At 36.0% G+C, this 16514-nt stretch carries 16 protein-coding genes and 3 tRNA genes; 4 read left to right on the top strand and 15 right to left on the bottom strand.

Annotated features, from left to right (window positions below; genetic code table 11):
• Position 1: 1 nt before the first annotated feature.
• Positions 2-733, bottom strand: a complete 732-nt coding sequence (locus tag JF73_RS02025) for a WecB/TagA/CpsF family glycosyltransferase (protein WP_046326790.1) — start codon at positions 731-733, stop codon at positions 2-4.
• Between the two features lie 120 nt (positions 734-853).
• Here JF73_RS02025 and tagD point away from each other — a divergent pair, with 120 nt between their 5' ends.
• Positions 854-1240 (top strand): glycerol-3-phosphate cytidylyltransferase, encoded by a 387-nt coding sequence (gene tagD, locus JF73_RS02020; RefSeq protein WP_038521479.1) that lies wholly within the window; start codon positions 854-856, stop codon positions 1238-1240.
• 41 nt (positions 1241-1281) lie between these two features.
• Here the strand turns inward: tagD and JF73_RS02015 are convergent, their stop codons facing one another.
• Positions 1282-1980 carry a GntR family transcriptional regulator gene (locus JF73_RS02015; protein ID WP_038521477.1) on the bottom strand — a complete coding sequence of 233 codons (699 nt, stop codon included), beginning with the start codon at positions 1978-1980 and terminating at the stop codon, positions 1282-1284.
• 80 nt (positions 1981-2060) lie between these two features.
• Positions 2061-3176 carry a hypothetical protein gene (locus tag JF73_RS02010; RefSeq protein ID WP_046326789.1) on the bottom strand — a complete coding sequence of 372 codons (1116 nt, stop codon included), beginning with the start codon at positions 3174-3176 and terminating at the stop codon, positions 2061-2063.
• 433 nt (positions 3177-3609) lie between these two features.
• Here JF73_RS02010 and JF73_RS02005 point away from each other — a divergent pair, with 433 nt between their 5' ends.
• A complete protein-coding gene (locus JF73_RS02005; RefSeq protein ID WP_046326788.1) occupies positions 3610-5439 on the top strand; it encodes a BspA family leucine-rich repeat surface protein in 1830 nt (609 codons plus the stop codon).
• Between the two features lie 42 nt (positions 5440-5481).
• Here JF73_RS02005 and JF73_RS02000 read toward each other — a convergent pair.
• The 12 genes from JF73_RS02000 to JF73_RS01945 all read right to left on the bottom strand — a co-directional run bounded on the left by JF73_RS02000 (position 5482) and on the right by JF73_RS01945 (position 15508).
• Positions 5482-5553 (bottom strand) — tRNA-Gln (locus JF73_RS02000).
• A gap of 7 nt (positions 5554-5560) precedes the next feature.
• Positions 5561-5642: transfer RNA gene (locus JF73_RS01995), tRNA-Tyr, on the bottom strand.
• Between the two features lie 63 nt (positions 5643-5705).
• Complete coding sequence (locus JF73_RS01990; protein ID WP_046326787.1) at positions 5706-6887, bottom strand: aminotransferase class I/II-fold pyridoxal phosphate-dependent enzyme; 1182 nt, start codon at positions 6885-6887, stop codon at positions 5706-5708.
• Positions 6888-7060: 173 nt separating this feature from the next.
• Positions 7061-7765, bottom strand: coding sequence for a glycerophosphodiester phosphodiesterase family protein (locus tag JF73_RS01985; RefSeq protein WP_046326786.1), 705 nt, complete (start codon positions 7763-7765; stop codon positions 7061-7063).
• A gap of 209 nt (positions 7766-7974) precedes the next feature.
• Positions 7975-8046, bottom strand: a tRNA-Gln gene (locus JF73_RS01980).
• Positions 8047-8131: 85 nt separating this feature from the next.
• The gene (locus JF73_RS01975) at positions 8132-8650 is read right to left on the bottom strand and encodes a GNAT family N-acetyltransferase (protein ID WP_046326785.1); all 519 of its coding nucleotides are present in this window, start codon (positions 8648-8650) and stop codon (positions 8132-8134) included.
• A gap of 67 nt (positions 8651-8717) precedes the next feature.
• Positions 8718-9776: an SEC10/PgrA surface exclusion domain-containing protein gene (locus tag JF73_RS01970; protein ID WP_046326784.1), complete on the bottom strand. Its 1059-nt coding sequence runs from the start codon at positions 9774-9776 to the stop codon at positions 8718-8720.
• Positions 9777-10005: 229 nt separating this feature from the next.
• Positions 10006-10677, bottom strand: coding sequence for an aggregation-promoting factor (apf, locus tag JF73_RS01965; protein ID WP_046326783.1), 672 nt, complete (start codon positions 10675-10677; stop codon positions 10006-10008).
• A 792-nt stretch (positions 10678-11469) separates the two neighbouring features.
• Positions 11470-12465, bottom strand: a complete 996-nt coding sequence (locus JF73_RS01960; RefSeq protein ID WP_046326782.1) for a tagatose 1,6-diphosphate aldolase — start codon at positions 12463-12465, stop codon at positions 11470-11472.
• Positions 12466-12549: 84 nt separating this feature from the next.
• On the bottom strand, positions 12550-13359 hold the full coding sequence (locus tag JF73_RS01955) for an SDR family oxidoreductase (RefSeq protein WP_046326781.1): 810 nt from the start codon (positions 13357-13359) through the stop codon (positions 12550-12552).
• A 25-nt stretch (positions 13360-13384) separates the two neighbouring features.
• Entirely contained in the window at positions 13385-14740 is a 1356-nt protein-coding gene (locus JF73_RS01950; protein ID WP_046326780.1) for a PTS galactitol transporter subunit IIC, read from the bottom strand.
• Between the two features lie 9 nt (positions 14741-14749).
• Positions 14750-15508 (bottom strand): DeoR/GlpR family DNA-binding transcription regulator, encoded by a 759-nt coding sequence (locus JF73_RS01945; protein WP_046326779.1) that lies wholly within the window; start codon positions 15506-15508, stop codon positions 14750-14752.
• Between the two features lie 203 nt (positions 15509-15711).
• Here JF73_RS01945 and JF73_RS01940 point away from each other — a divergent pair, with 203 nt between their 5' ends.
• Positions 15712-16179 (top strand): PTS sugar transporter subunit IIA, encoded by a 468-nt coding sequence (locus JF73_RS01940; RefSeq protein ID WP_052727761.1) that lies wholly within the window; start codon positions 15712-15714, stop codon positions 16177-16179.
• A gap of 27 nt (positions 16180-16206) precedes the next feature.
• Positions 16207-16497: a PTS sugar transporter subunit IIB gene (locus JF73_RS01935; RefSeq protein ID WP_046326777.1), complete on the top strand. Its 291-nt coding sequence runs from the start codon at positions 16207-16209 to the stop codon at positions 16495-16497.
• Positions 16498-16514: the final 17 nt, after the last annotated feature.

Genomic DNA, 16514 nt, shown 5'->3' with positions numbered 1-16514 from the left:
ATTATTCTTTTCCCTTTTTTGATTTGTAAACTTCATTAACAAATCGTGGTAAAACCAGCATTCTTTTATAACGTGAAGGATTTTTAAGCAGGCGATAAAACCATTCTAGATGAGCTGACTGCCAAATTTGCGGAGCGCGTTTTGCCTTTCCTGAAAAAACGTCAAAACTGCCGCCAACTCCCATCATCAAAGCAGGTAATAAATTTTTACGTAAAATAGATAAAAGCTGTTCTTGCCGAGGTGAACCTAACGCAGCAAAAACTAAATCAGGTTCGGTCCGCTCAATTTGATAAGCAACAAGTTCAAGGTCTTCGTTAAAATACCCGTCCTCAGCACCAACTAGTTGAATATCAGAATAATCACGTGCAATTTTTGCCTGGATAGCATGTATTACATCAGGTTTAGCTCCTATCAGGTATACCCGTAGTCCCCGTTCATTAGCTAATTTCATCAGCCAAACAAATAAATCATAGCCGGTTACCCGTTGTTTAATAGGCTTTTTTAATATCTGACTTGCCTTAACAATGCCAATACCGTCAGCAGTGATATAATCAGCATCGTAAGTTAAAATTTTCATGAATTCAGGATTTTCATTAGCTGCCATGACAATTTCTGGGTTGGCGGTAACGATCAAAGTTGATTTGTGGGCGTTAATTCGGCCAATAAATTCGTTTTGAAACTGAGTAAAACTTTTATTATCGAAATTAACTCCTAAAATATTTACTTTAGCCATAACTATCTCCTACCATTCAATTTACTTTTATTTTACCAAATTAATATCCATTTCTGGACATGCTTTACCTTTTTTATAAATATGATACTATTAACTCGTCAAAATAATAGGAGTACCGATATGAAAAAAATTATTACTTACGGCACATTTGATTTGTTGCATTATGGTCATGTTCGTTTATTAAAGCGCGCACGCGAACTTGGAGATTACCTGATTGTAGGCTTGTCAACTGATGAATTTAATCAGTTGCAAAAGCATAAAGAATCTTATAATACTTATGCGGAACGTAAGTATATTCTTGAAGCCATTCGTTACGTTGATGAAGTTATTCCTGAAAAAGACTGGCAACAAAAAACAAATGATGTTAAAAAATACGGCATTGATACTTTTGTGATGGGAAATGATTGGCAAGGCAAATTTGACTTTTTAAAACCTTATTGCAAAGTAGTTTATCTGCCGCGAACGCCGGGAATCTCCACCACTAAAATCAAAAACGATTTGAAATAAAAAAACTCTGAACTAACTGATTGAAGTTATTTCAGAGCTTTTTATTTGGAAAAAGTAAACTCAAAACGATCTGCCACATAGCTAGCCCTCGTATATTCAAAAGGGGTACCGTCTGATAATTCCGTTACTTGTAAACGCGTAATCAGCGCCTCACCCTTTTTGGCATCGAGTAAACGCGCAGCATTTTCATTTGCGACAGCTGCAGAAATATGTTCAGTTACCCGACCAATACTATAGCCGCTTTTTTCTAAAGTTTGATATAAATGAGAAGAAATATCACTTTTTGACATATTCGCAATTACACTTTGCGGAATGGTTACTACTTCATAACAAATAGGAACATCATCGGCATAGCGAATTCGCTCCATCCGCAAAACTTCTTGTTTATCACTTAAGTCAAGCCTTTCCATTTCAGATAAAGACGGCTTACCAAAGCGATACGAAATCAACTTGCTGGATGGCGTTTGACCATTGGCATGGGTAATATCGGTAAATGACATAATACCTGACATTTTTTCCTGCACTTTTTGGTTAGCAACATACGTACCGCTACCCAAACGCTGCTCCAAGATCCCCTCATCTTCTAAAGTTTTTATCGCTTGACGCAATGTCATGCGGGAAACACCGAACTTTTGCGCTAATTGTCTTTCAGCTGGTATCTTGCTGCCAACTTGATAATCATGATTTTCTATTTCTCTTTTAATTTGATTATGAATTTTGATGTACATTGGTTCTTCCATGTATACACCCCCATTACATCTTTTATTATAATCTAAATTGGTCTATTTTGCATAAAGCGCTATCATTCACCCATTTACTTTTAACTTTTTTTGGTGGTCCATTTCATTCCCCACAGGCGAAATTCAGCATCTTGCCCACATTCAACAGTAATGGATTTATCACTCGTCGCAATCACAGTCGCATGCATTTGTGCCTTGTTTTCTACCGCTAAATTAGCTCCGTTAGAGTTAAAAATAAGGTCATGTCCTTCTAGTTGTGCATGATCACTAAGTGCTAAAAAATATTCATATTCATTACCACCATTGAAGGTAACCCGCCGAGAATTACAATCAACTTTATCCTGAAAATCAGCGTGATTAACAATCACAGAATTATTAAGTGTAAGCTGAGCTTCTCCTGTCGCAATTAAACGATTAAGCCGACTATTTTGAATAATAGCATGCGGCTTCTTTTCAAAATAAATACCACCTTTAGCTTCGCTGCCAATGATATTAACCCAAGCCTCATCTGTAACAAACATTCCAGTATCTTCTTGTGATAATACCGTGCTATTAAGCATGTTCAGCCAAACTTGTCCCTGCAACAGCAATGAGTCAACCTGAGAATTATTAACATCAAGCTCTACATTAGATTTTGTAAAAGTATCAATACTACCGTGAATGCGAGAATTATTAACTATAGCGGTACCGTGACCTTCTAAAGCTAAAGCACCGATATCCTTAGTAACATTTTTAATGGTAGAATCGTTCATCTCTAAGCGAAAATTTGCATCGGCAAATAAAGAAACGGAGCCGTTCATTATCACAGTTGAATATAATTCAAGAGTGACTTTACCATTTGCTGCAATAACGGCAGTATCATTGCCGAAGCCTTTAACTATACAATTGCGCAATGACAAAAAAGCGTTTGCTTCTGCTGGCAAAAACAAACTATTAGCATCATCAACCGTATTAATACATAAGTTTTCTAAATTAATAAACTGACTGCCAGCATCAACGTTAACATAACCAAGTATTGTTGTATCTTCAGGCAGATTGCCAGTTCCTTTAATTGTGATATCAGATAGATATATTCCTGTAGGCAATTCATAAAATCCGGGCTCTAATAAGAGAACATCATCTGCACGCAAGTCTTTTAAGGCATCGTGCCAGCTGATTTCCTTGCCACCAGCGCCCACTCGCACAAGTCTTGACATAAATTTCCCTTCTCAATTAAAAGTAAGCTAGCATCTATTGTACTATGATTAGCGCAAAAATAGTTAAAATTTACCGATTTGATTTTTTAAGCTAAATAACAGCTCTATTGCAATTAAAAATAACCATTAAATTTGTCAAACTACAATTTGCTAACTTCAAAAAATAATATATACAATATTGTTTTTTGCATATAAATAACACTTTATTAATATTGGTTCAGACCAATTATATACGATTTTTTATAAATAACACTTTTCAGCTTTTGTGAAATAAATAACTAATAAATTACCGTGCATAGTAATGACTATTTTGGCTTTTTTTAGATAACAAAAAGTATTTAATTCCTCGATATAAATAGTTGACCTACCATAAAAAATGCTGTATACCCTATGGTAAAGGTAAATGTATAAATTACATAAAGAGGTTTTAATTATGCTAAAGTTTAATAATGGAGAGGGGAAAAATAACGCCTATTATTTTTCAAAAAATAACAGGGTTAAGTTTTTCTCTTATAGTTTAATTGCAAGCGCTTTAATTGGATCGGCTATGGTAACTACTGAAAAAGCGGTATATGCCAGTGTTAACTCGTCACCCATTTCAGTAAGTGATTCTGACACCAAAAATAATAACAGTTTTAAAAATAACATTACTGGTAAGTCAGAAATTGAAAATAGTGTTACCAAAAGCACACAAAACGAAAAATTTACCGCTCGCGGTAAAGATAACAAGTGTGACTGGACCTATAACGAGGACACAAAGACCTTAACAATTAAAGGTGGGGTTTTGTCAGCGACACCAATCAGCCAGATGTTGGCCGATCATGATTACGAAGGTGAAAAAGTTAGTCCTAGCGATATCCAATATATTAAGTTTGAATTAGTGATGGCTGATTATGGCGAGTATCTAAAAGCTGGCCTAGCACGTAATTCCAGTAGCAAGTTTGCTAATTTACCGAATTTAATTGGTTTTATCGGTCTAGATAATGTTGATGCCAGCAATGCCAGTGATTTAAGCAGTTTATTCGCTAATGACGTTAGTCTCAAACAGCTTGATTTGAGCTCATGGGATACAATCTCAAACAGGGACATGAACAGCATGTTTAAAAATGATGTTCAATTAACTGAGGTCAATTTAGATAATTTTAGGACTGACAGTGTCTTTGATTTCAGTCACATGTTCGAGGGTGACACTTCATTAACAACTCTAAAATTGGCTAACTGGAAAACCGGCAATGTCAAAAACATGAGTTATATGTTTAATGGGATAGTTGCTACGGATTTAGATGATATTACTTCTTGGCAAACATATAACGTCACTAATATGAGCTATATGTTCAATGATCCTAATTTAAGGCAATTAAACTTAAGCCACTGGGATACGGGTAACATTTTTGAAATGACAAGCATGTTAGACGGACTAGGCAATAACAGTAATGGTTTTATTCTTAGTCTCGGAAAGCATCGGCTGAAACCAGCAGCTTTTGCTACTTTCAAAATGCCTAAGGTTATCCCAGTAAGTAATGGCAGCATAGCTAAACCTGCAGGAAAAGCAATTTCGGTAGCAGAATTAGCAAAATTATACGATAAAGAAGATGTCAATTGTCCAGCTGAAACCTATGTCAGTCAGCCTATAACTTGGTCTAATGGTTCAATTGATCTAAATCACGCCACTAGTGACAATCACTTACCTGTTAATAAAGGAGACTCAAGTTTTGAGTCCAACAATTCTACCGCTGGTTCAGTCGGAACCACTACAGGTATTTCAACTAATGTCCCTCCTGTTTCTGCTCCCGCTAGTGAAGTCCAAAATAACAAAAAAGCCACAGAAGATGAGCCGGTCGCAATACCAGCCAAAGATGAAAAGCAAACGGTAGAGCCGCAGTCAGTTGATAGCAACAATGTTAAGGCGCCACGTACAATTTATTGCTCAATTCAGGTTTATGATAAAACAGGCAGTCCAATCAAAGGCTTTATTCTTAAACCAGGAATGACTGTTGAAACTTTTGGTACACAAACTATTAATAACCAAAAGTTTTATAAACTGGGTAAAAATATTTTTGCTAACTCACAAGACATTGAGGGTAAGAAAAGAAAAATCAAGCACAATTCATTCGTTTATAACAAAAAAGGCAAAAGAATTCGTAAATTACTGGTAAAGAAAGGCAAATCAGTTCGGGTCTATGGTAATCCGATCAAAATTAAAAAGAAGCTTTACTATGTAATTGATAAGAATAAGTATATTAAGGTTAATAACATAGCCTGAAGTAACAAAAAAGACGACTCGTACGAGTCGTCTTTTTGATTATTGGGTTAGCTGGATTCGAACCAGCGCATACTAGTACCAAAAACTAGTGCCTTACCGCTTGGCTATAACCCAGTGATAATGGAGGAGGGTGGATTCGAACCGCCGAACTCAGAGAGAGCGGTTTTACAGACCGCCGCGTTTAGCCACTTCGCTACTCCTCCGTCACGCACGTTAATTATAATACCGAAAAACGCACGTGATTGCAAGCAAAATTTGCTTAAAAATTATTTCTTATTTTCTTTAACAAACTTTTCTAATCGCTTCAATCCCTCTTTAATTTGATCCATAGCAACAGCATAAGAAAATCTAATATAGCCTTGTCCGCCCTCACTAAAACTAGAGCCGGCAGAAACAGCTACATGAGCTTTATCAACCAATTCATAGATAAATTGATTATCATCTTGGTCGAAGCCCTCTGGTATTTTGGCAAAGATATAGAATGCGCCTTGGGGTTTAGCACATTCAAAGCCTAATTTAGTTAAACCGGCATATAGAACATCGCGCCGCTTTTGAAATTCTTCTTTCATTGGCAGTGCATCATCCATTCCGTTCTTAAAGGCTTCTTCTGCTGCATCTTGCATTGGTGTTGGTTCAGTTGTGGCAATTGCTTGGTGAATTTTTGCAATTTGCTGCAAAATATCTTTTGGAGCACAAACAATCCCAATACGGTAACCGGTCATGGCCCATGACTTGGAAACGCCGTTCATTAAAATAACTTGGTCATGCAATGATTTTTCCATTGATGCGTGAGGCTGGTCATAGTTTAATTCACTATAGATTTCATCACATAGTGCAAAAATTGGTTTGTCGCGGATAACATCTGCTAATGCGTCCAATTCATCTTGACTATACATTACCCCAGTTGGGTTAGTCGGATAATTCATGACCAGCATTCGCACCCGGTCTCCGTACTGATCAATTACCTTTTGCAATTTTGCTGGCGTCAACTTAAAGCCGTCATCAGATGTGTTAACTTTAACAACCTCTATACCCTCATTAATAATGTTTTCATCCGTCATATAGAGCGGAAAAATAGGCGTGGGTACAACCATCACGTCGCCAGAATTAAGAGTTGCTAAAACGGCATCAAAAATTGATTCAGTCACACCGGTAGTAACTAGTACCTCAGTTTCCGGATCATAATTTTGATCGTATTTTTTACTCAAAAACTGACTAGCGGCTCTACGCAAACTCATTGTTCCATTTGAAGGAGCATAGTGAGAATGATTTTCATCAATACTTCTCTTAGCAGCCTCCTTAATATGGTCAGGAGTATTAAAATCGGGTTCTCCGAGAGTAAATTTAACTACATCAGGGATTTTACTAGCGTAATCTGAAAATTTTAAGATTGGGCTAGAAGGGGTTTCAGCTAGTCCCTTGCGGACATATTTAATTAATTTTGCCATATCTTTCACCAAACTTTCTTTTTAATTATCTAAATTATACCTTTAATAAAATTATTTTTCTACAAGATTTTTCTAATTTTTAGCTCATACAATTGGTATAAAACAAAATCGTTTTAATTAAAAAACACCTTTAAATTTTTGAATTAAAGGTGTCTGTTAAAATGCAGATTATCTTAGCCTTGTATTTGGTCTCTTAGTTTAATCATCGCAGGATAATTGTTGGTAAAAATACCTGCAACATGTTCCTGAAAATATTTTTTGGCAGTTTGGGGATCATCTACCGTCCAAATACGCTCAGTTATTGCTTCACTCGCCGGCAAAAACTTTCCCGGATGAATACCAGCAAAATGATTATCTTTAACTAATTTAGCCGAATTAGTTACATCCTCATCGGTTAAGTAACAATAAATTTGCTTAGGGTCAATCTCCTGACAATTTTTTAAAGTAACATAATCAAATGACGAGTAAATAATGGGATGAATAAAATGATAGTTCTGTGCGAGACTTAAAACAATTTTTTCAATTCCAGGATAATGAATAGTATTTGTTTTAAGCTCTAAATTAATCTGAAGATCGCGATTTGCGAGTAACGCAAATAATTCTTTCAGTTCTGGTACCCGCTCACCGTTTGCTAGATGCAACTTTCTCAATTCTTGAAGAGTGTAGTCCTTAATATAGCCACTGCCATCAGTTGTACGATCAACCTTTTCATCATGCATAACCACTGGTACACTGTCTTTAGTTAAATGAACGTCAAATTCAATCCCTTCAGCCCCGTTTTCAACTGCGTTACGAAAACCTTCCATCGAATTTTCAGCAAATTTAGCGGGATAACCCCTATGGCCAAATACAATTGTTTTGTTGTTACCGCTATTCATATTTTTATGTTTGTTTTACCTCATTTTGAATATAAACATTACAAACAAAGCACAGAAAATATAATAAACCCATTCATATAAAATTTAAATAGCAAAAGCTAAATAATTGTACTTTATTTTCTTCATCTTTTACTGGAATTAAACAGGCAAAAAAAGAAGCAGTCTATTTAAAACTGCTTCTTTTTCGGGTTGGGTGTTCGTAAGAACAATTGGGTTAGCTGGATTCGAACCAGCGCATACTAGTACCAAAAACTAGTGCCTTACCGCTTGGCTATAACCCAATGCCATTTGAGCTTTTACTTGCTTGCTCAACATTAAATAGTATAGGAAATTGTGTCCTGCAAGTCAAGCAAAAAAATATTTTTCTTATGATAAATTGAGCTCATAGGCGTTTCTGGCACTGTTTTCAGTCTGATCAACCTGAACTATCCCCCGGTAATTAAACCCTTGACTTTTAATCAGGCCCTGCATGCGCTGATTAAGTGCGTGGGTATCAATACGGAAGTTCTTGATGCCCAACATTAGACCACGAGAAATTAAATTTGACATCATAAATTGACTCAGGTGCTGTCCGCGAAATTCTGTGCTTATTGCAATCCGATGAATGGTGGCATATTGTTCACTAGTATTTGCCCAAGAACCGTCTATTTGTGCATAGTTGGGATCAGGTGTTGTCAGTAAAACTGCCACTCCCGCTATGGTTTGATCTGCTACAAGGCAATAAGCACGCTCTTTAGCTATATCTTCAGTAAGCATTTCCCGATTGGGACTGCCACTTTGCCACTGAGGAATGCCGTCTTTTTTTAATAGCTTCTTTGCTTCATCAATGATTGTCATGACCTGATCCAGATCTTCTTTTTTGGCCAAACGAATGTATACTAACATTTTCATATCCTATCTTGTCAAACTTATAAGTGAAAGCAAGAGCAGCCCGTCAACAAGGCTGCTCTTTTTAAGGCTCAAACCCAGAGTTGTATTTTTTACTTTTTACAATGTATGTGGGAACGCTGATAAAGTGCAAAGAACAAATATTATCATTATGAGAGATACTAAAGCCATAATAATTGTAGTCGCCATCATGCAACGATCCTTGAGTATTAAACAAATCGCCAGCGTGCTCCCATTCCTGATAATAATTCCGGTCGGCACTTTCTTCTTCGCCACTGCCGACATAACCAAAAATCATTTGTTTTAAACCAAAATAGATACTCTTTTTTAGTTCTGTCATAGTCATTGTCGAATTAGGATTATAAAACCCAGCCATATCTTCAACAAAGTTGTCATCAAGTTTTAAGCCGTTAGCATTGCATGCACGAACAATTCCGGGAACATAGTGGCTGTCTTTAATGGTCTTATTGTTTTTACTGTACTCTAGCGCAATGTCAGCGGCTAACTTACCTGTTCCGCCACTTGCAACCCACGGAGCTAGGTTTAAATCATTTCTAGCCTCATTGATCAGTCTTAAAGAAAAAGCTGTTAGATCACCAATCTGCTGTTGGGTTAGCTGACCCAAATCTACTTGGGTTTCATCATCAGCTTTACTTTCAGATACTTTTAGACGGCTAAAATCATTGATCTTCATCCCCTGCATTGATGCATCAATAAAACTTTTACTTGGTTTGCCCTGATAGGCAGATAACAGTTCAGTTTTAGTATAGCCGCTTGGCAGCACCATTTTTGCTTTGGTATAAACACGTTTGGTACTCTTTTTAATGACTTTGACATCTTTAGCCAGAATCCAATGGGAATTGTTGCCAATTTTATAAGCCATTTTCTTTTTCTTGCCAATCTTTTTCTTTGCGCTATAGGGATACCGGTATTTAGATTGCGCATAAAAGTTGGAATGCTTACCAGATAACTTATAAAGTCGTACTTTTTTCTTCTTTTTTACTTTAACGTAACCTTTAATAGTAGCTGCTGCTGCTTGTTCAGGTTCACCTAAAGTCAATCCTGGAATTGTGATTAAAAAAATAATATTAACGACGGCAATAGCAAGTTTGCTTTTCTTCATAATCTTCCTCGAGAGTTACTCTTATATTGGCTCTTTTTGGTATAAATTTAATTCTAAACTTATTACTAGAGAATTCCAATTAAATTATTTTTTCAATTCAAAAAAAACTTGAAATATTAGTTAATTTACTAAATTGGTAAAAATAAAACTAAGTAACTAGAAAATAAAAAGCAGACGCTAATTCACGAGCGTCTACTGATATCAATCTTTATTTTTAACAGCCAGCTAATTAGTACCAACCATTAGCTTGCCAAAATTGTTTAGCAGCTGCCCATGAACCATAACGACTCGCAACGTAATTGTTAGCAACACGTTCTTGGTTAGCAGCTGAGTAGTCACCATTAAGGTATGAAGCAGAAAGTTGGTATTTACCAATGTACTGTCCATTTTGTGCACTGTATGAGCCACCGGATTCACGATTTGCAATCCATGCCTTAGCCCCTGCTTCTGTATCAGAAGCAGCAGCAGTGTAATTTACATTATTATAATTTGTAGAATCATTATTAGCAGCAACTGTACTGTTTTGCGTTACGCTGCCGGTTGCAGCTGCTGTATTTTGAGATTCATTTGCTGGGTAGTAGCCTTTATTAACATATTTAGCTCTAACCCATTGATTCTTGCCTAGGTCATACCACTTGTGACCCTTCTTGTCATAAGCAGTTTTAATGACTTTCCAAGAAGAATTACTTGGTAAAATTTGCCCAGTAGCTTCAGGATGTTTGTAACTGTCCCAAACACGAATTGAATTGCCATCAACGTAGTTTACAGTCACAACTGCTGCATCATTTTCTACAGTAGCTGCTTGAACATCGCTAGTATTAGCCTTGCTCATGATCGCAACTCCTGAAGCAGATAATGCTGCTACTGCTGCTGATTTAACTAAGATAGATTTTACCTTCAAAAAAATTCTCTCCTTAAATAAAAATCCTTAACAATTTTTTCAAATCAAAAATAGCAAAGTATTATTCAATTTGATGGTTTATATAGTACAACGTTAAAGTTGCAGAACCATAACAGGAATATCACTCAACTTTTAAGAATTAATTACCTCTGCCACTCAAAATGTCACACTTGTAACACAAATTTATTCTAAATTTAGTGCTTGAAAACGCTGCAGTAGCAAGGGATTAAACTTGAATTGCTAATAGCAAGAACACCCGTTTGCAATGTGCAAACATCGCTGATCAAAACTGATTTTGCAACACAAATGAAAAACTTTGACTAGTTTTACTCGTTTACCCAATAAAGTGTTATAGTAAAATTTAGATTTGGCAGAAAGGAAAAACACAATGAGCAAATACGAAGTTATTTTAGATGAAGAAGACTTGCAAATGATTAAGGATTGTCATTCCAAAAATCCTGCAATTATGAAAGCAATGGAAAACGCTAAAAAAATAGCAGATTAAAATACACTGATCACAGAAGGCAGCAATTTGCCCTCTGTTTTTGTTTGATTTGAATATCTGAATGAGAAGAATGCATGAATTAAACTACAGTATGCAAGTGCCGCTTTTTCATTTTTAAACAAAATGATGAACGGAATTAAACAGCAATTACCTCATTTTGGCGGCACTCGGTCGACAAAACTAGTTCGGAAACAAAAATATTGGTCTTATTTTGAAAATCTTCATATTAAATAAAAAAACTTTCTACATCTAATTACTGTGTAGAAAGTTTTCTTTTAATCTAAAAATTACTTAGCAATTTTTAACTTTTCCTGCCAGGACTTAGCCTTTTTAAGAGCCTCATTCAAGCTTTCGATATTTTCTTTACCTTGAGTAGATAACCATTTTCTACCTGCTGCTTCACTTTCAGCCGCAAAAGGTTTGATTGCGGGTTTCCAAGTAGCTCGCCCGCAAAGAACACCGTTAAAATCAGCACCAGCTTCTTCAGCCATTTTGATTTCAGCGATAAATTCTTCACTGGTTACGCCAGCAGACAAGAAAATATATGGTAAATCAGTTATTTCAGACTGCTTCTTTAGCAAATCCTTAGCTTCTTCTTGAGTGTAAACAACGTTATTGTCCCCATTAAAGCCGGCAACAAACTTAATGTTGAAAGGAATTTCAACCTTTAAGACAGTTACACCGTATTGGGGTTTGGAAAATTCTTTCATTGTTTTAAGCACTTTATCGGCCTTAACTTTTGCAAACTCCTCGCTTTTAGCATCAGCAATATTTGCGTCATAAGTTAAAACTTCTAAAAAGAATGGTAGTTCATTAGCTAAAGCCTCTGCACCAACTCTTTCAACAAAAGCCTGCTTTTTATCATTAATTTCCTGTCCTTCATCGGGATCATAGTAAACCAAAAACTTAATGGCATCGCCACCTTCATTTTTAATTCTTAATCCAGACTGGTTAGCAATTAGGTCAGGCATTCTGCCCGGTTCTGTCGTATCATAACCAGTTTTTTCATAAGAAAGCAGCAAGCCGCAAGCTTGATCTCTAACTTTGGTTGCCGGTAAGCCATATTCAGGATCAGTCAAAATGGCTGAAGCATAAGGAGTCAGTTCACTGGAAACTGCTTTTTTAAAATCAACAATCGTTGTTTCGTCAGCAGGCTTATTAGCAGCATCAGCCAGCATTTTTTTCAAAGAGCCACGTTGATCAATTGCCAAGGCGCTGATGATGCCATCAGCTGTTGACAGTTTTGCCATGTGTTCAGCAACTGCTGCAGAAATTGTTCTCATTATATCTCTCCTTCAATATCATTTTTCTTTTCATCTTTAAAACGACGAGTGAAAAGATTAAAAATGAAATACAAATTTAAAAGTTTATCCTCTTGATTTACCGCCAGACACATTAACAGTCTGTCCGGTCATATAACTTGATCTGTCTGAAAGGAAAAAGACAACAAGATTGGCAACTTCAGATAATTTGCCACTCCTACCTAAAGGAATTGTTGAAGTGTTGGCGTAGCCAGCACGTAATTGCTCAACAGTTTCATGTCTAGAATATGCTAACCCTTCTTCATAAGATAGGGTTCTTAGTCCAGTTGCTTCCAGTACACCTGGTGCAACACCGATTACGCGGACATTGTATTGACCTAATTCTTTTGCCCAAGCTCTGGTAAAACCATTGATTGCTCCCTTAGTTCCAGAATAAATTCCAGCACCCTGTGAGCCTTCCAAGCCTGATTCAGAGGACATATTAACAATTACACCATGTTTTTGTTTAACAAGAATTTTAGCAACTGCAGAAGACATTAAGAAAACACTTTTAACATTAACATCAAACATCTTGTCATAATTGTTTTCATTGATTACATATTTTCCGTCTGGATCTTTGGGATCAACCAGAATACGAGGGATGTTAATACCAGCGTTATTCACTAACCCATCCAACTGACCGAAGTGATCAATTGCTGTTTTAACGACATTTTCTGTATCTTCTTTACTGGTGACATCTGTTTTAACCCATAAATAATTTGGTGCTTCACGTTTGTCATCATTTAAATCAGCATTGACAACCTTAGCTCCATCATCAAGCAGTTCATCTACAATCGCGCTCCCTATTCCTGAAGAGCCGCCGGTTACGATAAAGACCTTATTCTTAATATTTAACCAATCATTCTCGTGCAACATTACTAACCTCTTGTTCTATTTTGTTCTAATTTTTTTCTTCGACTGAATCAATCTTGTACAATGATTTCTTTTTGTAGCTGATATAGGTATAAACGAAAGCGCTTACCCAAAGGACAAAAATAATAAGCAACCCAATGCTGAATTCCTTTGAAAGACCCTTAGCCAAAATATAGGTAATAGGATTACCACCTTGGTCTAATGAGCCCACTTTCTTATTTGCTGCTAACAAACCAACAGAGCGACCTAGCTTAACTTGATACTTCCAAGTTTGGTTAGAAATCCAGATCGTCATGGTCATAATAGCAGTACCTGAAATCAATGTTCTAAAAATGTTACCTTTATGAATACCTGCCGCAATAGCAACAAAGAATCCAATAGTAGCCAAATCACCAAATGGTAAAATGCGGTTGCCAGGCATGATCATCGCTAAAAGGAGTGTAATCGGAATTAGCAATAAACTGGTCGCAATTACGTTGGAATCACCTAGTAACAAGGCTGGATCCATACCAATTGTGAAATTAGCGTTTTTAAAGTGCTTATCCATAATTTTTTTGGCAGCGTCTGAAATTGGAATTAAACCTTCCATAATGTATTTCACAACCACTGGCATCAAAACCATGACACTCGCCATTTGAATGGCCAAAGTTAAGGCTTTACCAATTCCTTGTCCTGCTAATAGACCGATTATTAATCCTAAAAAGGCACCTAAAATTGATGGTTGACCAAAAACTCCAAATCTCTTTTCAATAGTTTCAAAAGAAATATCTATTTTATTTAATCCTGGAATGTGGTCAATTAAATCATCAATTGGCTTAGCAAATACTCCCATGATTGCTGAATCGCCATGAGGGATTGAAATACCGTTTAAGCCAAAATAATTATCTGTAACTGGAGTAAAAATATCACCCAGTTTAAAAACAATGGCCGAATGAATTATGATGGCGATAATTGCCAGCCAATAGCTGCCTGTAACAACTTGTACAATACAGCCAGTAAAAGCCATATGCCAAATATTCCAAATGTCGACATTAACAACTTTCGTCATCTTAGTCAGCAACATAATTACATTAACGATAATTGAAACTACAATTGCTATTAATCCTAGTTCTGATGCCCACGCTAAAGGTGATGTTCCTGGCCAGCCAACGTCAACGACGTCTAGGCCTAAGTGAAAGTTCTTAGCCATTGCTTCGGCTGCTTTACCCAAGTTATTGGTAAGCAGTTGAATTACCAAGTTTATTCCTGTAAAACCGACACCGATTGAAAGAGCGGCTTTGAGGGATTTACCCACACCTGCGCGGAAAATGACACCAATGATAAAGATCACAATTGGTATCATAACTGAGGCACCTAAGTTAACTATATATTGTAAAACTTGCATTTAAACACCTCATTTTCTTGAGATAACTTCTGGAATTTTATCTTCCAGTTTTTTATATATTTTTCTATCAATCGTATCTGAAATTAAAATATCAATATCTTCTATGCTGGCAACATTTTGGGTATAAATCTGATTAAATTTTGAATGATCAACCCCAACTGCTACTTTCAAGCATTTCTTAACAAAGATTCTTGATAATTTAGACTCATCTATACTAAAGTTTGAAAGTCCTACCTTTGTATCAAAACCGCCACCACTAAAGAAACCAATATTGATGTTTAATGAATCTAAATATTCATGAGCGATTTCGCCTACAAAAGACCCTTCATTTTTCCTAGCTCTCCCCCCTAATACAAAGAGTGCAATATTATCATCTTTATAGAGCTCATTGATGATAGGAAGCGAATTAGTTACAACTGTCAGCTTTTTAAACCTATGAAGTTTCTGAGCTACGAACAAGGACGTGGTACCGAAGTCCAAATAAATCGTATCCCCTTCTTTAATACAATTACAAAATGACTCAGCAATTTCGTTTTTTTCTGCGACCATAAAGTCTAATCTTTTTTCGTAAGGGGTTTCATCTTTTGAAACAATTAAGATAGCACCACCACGGATCAAAGTTACTTTGCCTTGATCTTGTAATACTGATAAATCGCCTCGAATGGTTTCCCTGGAAACATTTAACTTTTTGGATATAAAAGAAATTTTTAGAGTATTTTGTGATTGAAACATATCTAAAATTTTCATTCTACGTTTTGTTGCGTCCAAATTTACACTCCTTTTTTTCGCTTCGAATTTAATATAAGACTGATTAAGTGCAATTGCAATACTTTTGACAAAAATATTTTGCAAAAAATAAAATATGACAATTTTTTTGTCTAAAAGTATTGCAAATATCTAATGAAAGCGCTATTCTATTTTAAGACTACTTCAGTTTTTATAAAATATTTAAGCTAATGGAGATGATTATATTGGAAATAATTCATAAAAATCTTGTTTTTCCAAATAAAAAATTTAAAAATGATCATGATGCGTTGTCTTTTCTGGCATTAGAGGTTGAAAATGCCGGTTATGCTCGTTCTACATATAAAGATGCTGTGCTAGCAAGGGAAAAGATCTTTCCTACGGGTTTGCCAACCGGTAAAATTAACGTTGCTATTCCTCACGCAGATTCAGAACATGTAATAACATCTACTTTAGCTGTAATGACATTAAAAGAGCCCGTAGACTTTCATAATATGGGAGAACCAAAAAGCACTTTACCAGTTTCCATTGTTATTATGATGGCAATTGCAGAGCCAAAAGGACAGTTATCAATGCTGCAAAAAATCATGGGCATTGTGCAAGATTCACAACATTTAAAACAACTCATGAAATACACTACAGCAGAAGAATTATTTGCTGATTTAAACCAAATTTTTCAAGAAGTTCACATTTAATATTTAGTCAGAGAAAGGAATAGAATTATGAAAAAGATTTTAGTAGCTTGTGGTTCTGGGATAGCCACTTCAACAGTTGCACGCAACAAATTGGAAGAAGAATTGAAAAAACGGGGCTTTGGTAGTGATAAAGTGAGCTTTTCACAGACTTCAATTCCCCAATTACGTAGTCAAGCAAATGACTATGATTTAATCGTCACTACTGCAAAGTATACTGAAGACGTAGGTACTCCGGTCATTAACGGCTTAGCTTTTCTCACCGGTATTAATATGGATAATACAGTTGATCAAGTTATCAGTGCTTTGCATTTGCAATAACAATACACATTCTTTCT

The sequence above is a fragment of the Lactobacillus helsingborgensis genome (assembly GCF_000970855.1).
Lineage (GTDB): Bacteria > Bacillota > Bacilli > Lactobacillales > Lactobacillaceae > Lactobacillus > Lactobacillus helsingborgensis.
Note: the sequence above shows the minus strand (reverse complement) of the source record. Positions and strands in the feature narration are given on the sequence as shown.

Coding starts and splice junctions, on each gene's coding strand:
- JF73_RS02010 (WP_046326789.1), bottom strand. CDS start 3,176: ATGTCAAGACTTGTGCGAGTGGGCGCTGGTGGCAAGGAAATCAGCTGG.
- JF73_RS01955 (WP_046326781.1), bottom strand. CDS start 13,359: ATGTTGCACGAGAATGATTGGTTAAATATTAAGAATAAGGTCTTTATC.
- JF73_RS01975 (WP_046326785.1), bottom strand. CDS start 8,650: ATGTTAGTATACATTCGTTTGGCCAAAAAAGAAGATCTGGATCAGGTC.
- tagD (WP_038521479.1), top strand. CDS start 854: ATGAAAAAAATTATTACTTACGGCACATTTGATTTGTTGCATTATGGT.
- JF73_RS01985 (WP_046326786.1), bottom strand. CDS start 7,765: ATGAATAGCGGTAACAACAAAACAATTGTATTTGGCCATAGGGGTTAT.
- JF73_RS01990 (WP_046326787.1), bottom strand. CDS start 6,887: ATGGCAAAATTAATTAAATATGTCCGCAAGGGACTAGCTGAAACCCCT.
- JF73_RS02005 (WP_046326788.1), top strand. CDS start 3,610: ATGCTAAAGTTTAATAATGGAGAGGGGAAAAATAACGCCTATTATTTT.
- JF73_RS02025 (WP_046326790.1), bottom strand. CDS start 733: ATGGCTAAAGTAAATATTTTAGGAGTTAATTTCGATAATAAAAGTTTT.
- JF73_RS01970 (WP_046326784.1), bottom strand. CDS start 9,776: ATGAAGAAAAGCAAACTTGCTATTGCCGTCGTTAATATTATTTTTTTA.
- JF73_RS01950 (WP_046326780.1), bottom strand. CDS start 14,740: ATGCAAGTTTTACAATATATAGTTAACTTAGGTGCCTCAGTTATGATA.
- JF73_RS02015 (WP_038521477.1), bottom strand. CDS start 1,980: ATGGAAGAACCAATGTACATCAAAATTCATAATCAAATTAAAAGAGAA.
- JF73_RS01960 (WP_046326782.1), bottom strand. CDS start 12,465: ATGAGAACAATTTCTGCAGCAGTTGCTGAACACATGGCAAAACTGTCA.
- JF73_RS01935 (WP_046326777.1), top strand. CDS start 16,207: ATGAAAAAGATTTTAGTAGCTTGTGGTTCTGGGATAGCCACTTCAACA.